Origin of the sequence: Zarconia navalis LEGE 11467 (genome assembly GCF_015207075.1) — a bacterium.
In the GTDB taxonomy this organism is placed as follows: Bacteria; Cyanobacteriota; Cyanobacteriia; order Cyanobacteriales; family Geitlerinemataceae; genus Zarconia; species Zarconia navalis.
Window position 1 is genome coordinate 1 of the sequence record NZ_JADEXN010000403.1, and the last position, 5,305, is coordinate 5,305.

5 protein-coding genes are annotated in these 5,305 nt (G+C 49.2%); 3 read left to right on the forward strand and 2 right to left on the reverse strand.

Annotated features, from left to right (window positions below; genetic code table 11):
• Positions 1-1,287: S8 family serine peptidase (locus IQ235_RS18025; RefSeq protein WP_264322797.1), on the reverse strand; the 1,287-nt coding region annotated here is incomplete at its 3' end.
• A 226-nt stretch (positions 1,288-1,513) separates the two neighbouring features.
• Here IQ235_RS18025 and IQ235_RS18030 point away from each other — a divergent pair.
• From IQ235_RS18030 to grxD, 3 genes are all read left to right on the forward strand, one after another.
• A complete protein-coding gene (locus tag IQ235_RS18030) occupies positions 1,514-2,188 on the forward strand; it encodes a hypothetical protein (protein ID WP_264322798.1) in 675 nt (224 codons plus the stop codon).
• Between the two features lie 96 nt (positions 2,189-2,284).
• Positions 2,285-2,545 carry a BolA family protein gene (locus tag IQ235_RS18035; protein WP_264322799.1) on the forward strand — a complete coding sequence of 87 codons (261 nt, stop codon included), beginning with the start codon at positions 2,285-2,287 and terminating at the stop codon, positions 2,543-2,545.
• A 61-nt stretch (positions 2,546-2,606) separates the two neighbouring features.
• On the forward strand, positions 2,607-2,930 hold the full coding sequence (gene grxD / locus IQ235_RS18040; RefSeq protein ID WP_264322800.1) for a Grx4 family monothiol glutaredoxin: 324 nt from the start codon (positions 2,607-2,609) through the stop codon (positions 2,928-2,930).
• Between the two features lie 143 nt (positions 2,931-3,073).
• Here grxD and IQ235_RS18045 read toward each other — a convergent pair whose 3' ends face one another.
• A complete protein-coding gene (locus IQ235_RS18045; protein ID WP_264322801.1) occupies positions 3,074-4,510 on the reverse strand; it encodes a hypothetical protein in 1,437 nt (478 codons plus the stop codon).
• Positions 4,511-5,305: the final 795 nt, after the last annotated feature.

Here is a 5,305-nt window from a genome sequence, read left to right on the forward strand (position 1 = left end):
GCTATAAGCGGCCTTCTGATTGAGACTGGTACAGGCCGATACGGCAATAATATCCGGATGCACCGCAAGTCCGCTCAGCCATTCTGTCTGACCGGCGATCGCATTGCGGGGCCAACCCCGTTCGTTGACCGTGCCCTGGGTGGGACGATTGGCATTTCCGGCGGCAAACACCACCACACAGCCTTTGCCGTTGCGACCTTGGGTGGCGGCTCGCGTTACCGCCGCCCTCTGGCGCAAAGACAGGGGAAAGTAGACCGCACTCGCCCCCCAGCTACAGGAAATGACCGAGGCTCCGTGGGTTATCGCCCAGTCAAAGAGTTTATCGATCGAGGCATCATCGAGATATCCCGACGTGCGCACGGGCATCAACGCGCAACCGGGAGCAACTCCGACCACCCCTTGACCGTTCTCTTCGGCGACGCAGACCCCCGCACAAGCCGTCCCGTGGTTATCGGAGGCGCGTCCGGGTAGGGGGAGGAAGTCTTTATCTTTAAAATCTCGGGGGGCGACAATTTGGCCAGGGCCTTGAAAATCTGGGTGGTCGATTTCCACCGAATCATCGGTAACGGCGATGACAACGGAGCGATCGCCCCGCGTGATATCCCAGGCTTGCTCGACGGAAATATGGGAATAACTCGCCAGTTGGTTCCCCCCGGTGTGGTGCAAGTACCACTGCCGGGGGTAGAGGGGATCGCGAGGTCGGTAATGGGCGGTTGTGGGGAGGATAATGTTCGGTTCGGCCGTTAGTACTCGAGGGTGGCGCATCAAACGATTGGCAATTTTGACCGGATTCTCGGTGGCTTGCTTTGTAACTCGATAGACGTAAGTGTTGGGAACACCCTCGATGGGTTCGATTTGTTGCAATCCCACCTCGGTGGCGATCGCCTCTGGCTCGTCGGGCGGGGTATCTAGCTCGAATTGAACGACAATCTCGTTGGTGAGGTAAATCGGCGTTTCCGGGTCTTCTCGAATTTGATAGACGTGGCTGGCAAAGGCAACGGTTTGGAGTTCTCGAGCGGTTGAAATAGCCGATTCGAGTTCGCTCGGCGGGACGGCCAGTTCTACTAGAGGCGTTCGATTTCCCGAAGCGAAGGGAATGAGCTGGTATTGTGCGGCCCCGATGCGATCGGCCAAATCCGACGGGTCAACACCCGCGGCCGGGGCAACGGTGAAGCGATCGCTCACCTTGTAGAGAACCAGTTCTTCTCCCCCCCGCTGAAGGATGACGCCGATGTTCTCGTCGGCAACACCAATACCAGAAAATTCTGCGATCGGGTCACTTGTCATTGTTCTGCATCCCTATAATGTCTTGAGTTATCCATCGAATGGTTAATGGAGCTTCGGGGGCAAGGGAGACTTCGGGAGAGTAAATTGTCAATGAGTCTGTCAATTGGCAATGGAAGCGCCCAGTTCCCAACTCCGAATTCCGAATTCTCCCCATCTTGCAACGAAATGTTAATATAATCGGAAACTTGCCTAAAAGATGTTTTTACCTAAGCATCAATTAAACCTCATGAGATCTGAAACAGTTCGATACCTCAGATATATCATTGGCTCCACGTCTGGGCCAATCCTGGCAAGCTTCGTCTGGTTTGCGCCAGTTCAAGCTCAGGAAGCACCGAAACATCAGGCACAGTTGCCCGAAACTGAAGAGAACCTCGAAATTATCGAACTGGACTCCACCCCAGAATCTCTCGATCCCGAATTAGAACCAGGCCCCGACGAGCTGCGGCCTTTGTCTCTCGATAGTAGCGTACTGAGCTTACCCGGAGCCGAGCGTCTGATCGACGAGGCAAAACTAGCCGTCGGGCAGCAGGATTACGAGCTGGCTTCCCAAAAACTCCAAGAAGCACGGCAAATTCTCAATCAATTATCGACCTACTATCAAGAGTTGGCCGCGAGTTTTTCGGGAATCGACAACCGGATTTTCGAAAATCAGCGGGATATGGCGCTACAAGCCGCTCAACTGCGAGATCGAGCGACCTACGAACTCGCACTACTGCATCGGGCGCAAAACAAGCCCGAACTAGCCGTTCCTTTGCTGGTGCAGATTATCCGCTCTCAAAACCCTACCCGCGATCTGGGTCAAAATGCCTATCGACAACTGTTCGAGCTGGGGTTTGTGGATGCTCCTTATCCCCGTCCTCGCAACGCTCAAAGCTCCCCATCGACGTTAAGTTCTCAATAAACCCCTCGATCGACCACCTCGGACTTTCGCCGACGATCGCGATTTAGATTACATTAATGATTGGTGTCATAATTAGAGCGAAATGGAGGTGACGAAATGATGAATCCCGATCGAGTCGAGGCCATGATTAAATCGGAGTTGGAAGATGCCCGCGTAGAGGTTCGCGATCTCACCGGAGGCGGCGATCATTACGAAGCGATCGTTATTTCGTCTGCGTTCGAGGGTAAGTCTCTAATTAAACAGCATCAGCTCGTTTACGGCGCACTCCAACAAGCGATGGCATCGGAAGCCATTCATGCCCTCGCTCTAAAAACTTATACTCCCCAAGACTGGGAATCCGCTGATAAAGCTGGATAATTCAGTTACTTTTCTCCCCAAAAATAGACCGAGCTGTAACACTGTCAATTTTTTTAATATCATGACTCCCGAATTAAAAGAGCGCATCGATACGATCGTTAAAGATAACAAAATTGTTGTTTTTATGAAGGGCAATAAACTGATGCCCCAATGCGGTTTTTCTAACAATGTCGTCCAAATTCTCGGTGCTCTGGGCGTACCTTTTGAAACGGTAGATGTCCTCGAAGATATGGACATTCGTCAAGGAATTAAAGAGTATTCTAACTGGCCGACCATTCCCCAAGTTTATGTGAATGGGGAGTTTATGGGCGGTTCGGATATCTTAATCGAACAGTACCAAAAGGGCGAACTGCAAGAAACGTTGGAAGTTGCTCTGGCTTCGTAAGCGGGTTTTCTTCAGGTTTGGGCGCGAGATCGCCCATCGAAATCATTATACTGTAGGGGTCAACGACTGTTGACCCCTATTTGTTGCGATATCGGATTCGAGAATCGCGATCGTCTCTTCATCACACCATCCAAATCGATCGATTAAGAACTGGGTTGACTGGCGGGTGTCTTAGCGGTGACATCGGGCAATTTGCCGCTGTAAGTTAAGGGTAAGTCGTGCTTTTCTTTTCGTTCGGCAGCCCATTTCGGTTCCTGACTCAACGACAGAGACATCGTGCCATCTTCAGCAACTGCGTACACCCACTCATACCCCGGACACAGGTCAGACTCCAGATTGGGAAGGGTTGCAGGCCATTTTCCCGTTTCGGCCGCCAAGGCTTTCGCCTGCAAGATTTTCTGAGTCAATTCCAAGTCCAGCCTATACTTTTCGGCTTTTACCACCTGATTTATCAAAGATGGCTGTCCAATTTTTTTGGTGAGAATATTCCAGGCCGCCGGCTGTTTTTCGCTCTCGACGACATCGGAGGCGCAGATATTCGGCGGTTGCGCTTGGTACTGTTCGAGATCGTACTTCCCGACTTGGTATGTATCGATCGCCGTGAACCGCAGCCAGGGTTTAGTAACCGGAGACAGCAGCATTCCCTTAACCTTTTCGACTGTGCCTTGAAAGCCAGTCTGGATGGTGTGAGAATCTCCAAATTGGACCGTTTCAAAGATTTCTGCTGGGGCAACGTTACGGATAACATTAAACATCCCAAAAAATTCCCCGTGAATGGATTCAAGCATCGACTGGGAGTAATTGTGTGCGACTAAACGTTCTTGCCATTCAACCGGCAAATCGCCTAATTTTCGCATCGTCCCGGCGATATACCGTCCGTTAATTAAAAAGACCAATTGACCGATAAGGTAGGGATTGTCTTGGAAAGATGCGTGAATTTGCCAAGCGGCTTCGAGCATTTCCCGCGCGGCATCGCTTTGTCCTTGACGCTGTTTTTCGAGAATATCTAAAGCGAGGATTTGTTGGAGGTCAATACTGGCGAAGTAACCAGGCAGCGCCAATTCGTAATCTCCCTCTAACACCGGAGTGAGATTGGTGTGCCAACCGGGTTTGCTTTGGCTGGCAATAACCTGCCGAATTTGTTCGAGGGTTTTGGCATTGGCTTTGAGATATTCCTGAAGTTCCACTGGAGGTGGATCGATCTCACTGTTGGGTTTAAGAATTTGTGCGTCGATGTATTCTTCCAGTGGGTCTGAAATCTTTTCCCAGGCTTGTTTTGCCCTAGGTTCGACCTCTATATTTTCAATTTGTGGCGCATATTTGCTGTTGACATCTTCAGGCCAGGAATACAGATCGAATCCCAGTTTTGCCGAGAGGGTTTTGAGGGCGATCGCCGTGTCGTTATACTCGGTTTCGACTGGCACCTTTTGGGTAAAAGCTTCTAATTCTGGTTCGATTTCTTTTTCCCGTCCGTCGGCAACGTAATTGGCTCCCACGATCGAGAGGGTGGTGAGTCCGACGGCAGCTAAAGCAGACCATTTGACGATCGGATTTCCGAGAATTTTGAAGATTTTTTTCATGGATGGTTAACGAGCACTCGACGAACGATGGTCAGCAAAAAAATTAACTTTCGACAAAAAACGATCGATTAATTTTCTCTAGATCGAAAAATTGATTATATCAACTCATGATTTATACATTTTTTTGTATATTCCTTATACTTACGGTTTTAGCTAAAACTAAGTTTGAGTGTCAAGGCTTGGATTCGCAATTCGTAAATATTCGATCGTTATCATTAACTTATATTTCTTAAATATTCAATCGAGACGATCCGTTTTCTGATTCCATATCGTTTTGCTTCTCCCAGCTTGCAATGTAAGTCGATATCGTAGGTAGAAAATTGTTCGTGCTTCCATATCTCTACTGACGTGCAGGTTGCCCTAAACTTCTGAAAATAAGAAACGAGCGAAGTTTATTCTGAAGAAGAGATTGTCACAACTTTATCTAAATGCTTACTTTCCGATCTCAACAAAAAGAATTGAATTCATTCGAGAAGATCGCGATCGATTGTTGAAAATTCTGGGGTGAAGTTTGAAATTTATAGTTTTTTGCGATCGAGATCTTTGGAATGATGTACTTGCGATCGCCCGCTGCGTCAATATTGATGGCAAAGGCGATCGATATTGCTTCCGGTACGCAAACAAACCAAATAATGAGAAAATAACGCCTGAACGTCAATCTCGATCGAACTTTCCCTTCAATCCGGACTCAACTTCTCATCGGTCTATGCCATCGATCTTCCCACCCCCTCAGCCCAGCATACCCCCTAACTCCTTGAATCGACCCGTCGGTTTGGGTTGGGAAAGCCCCTATAC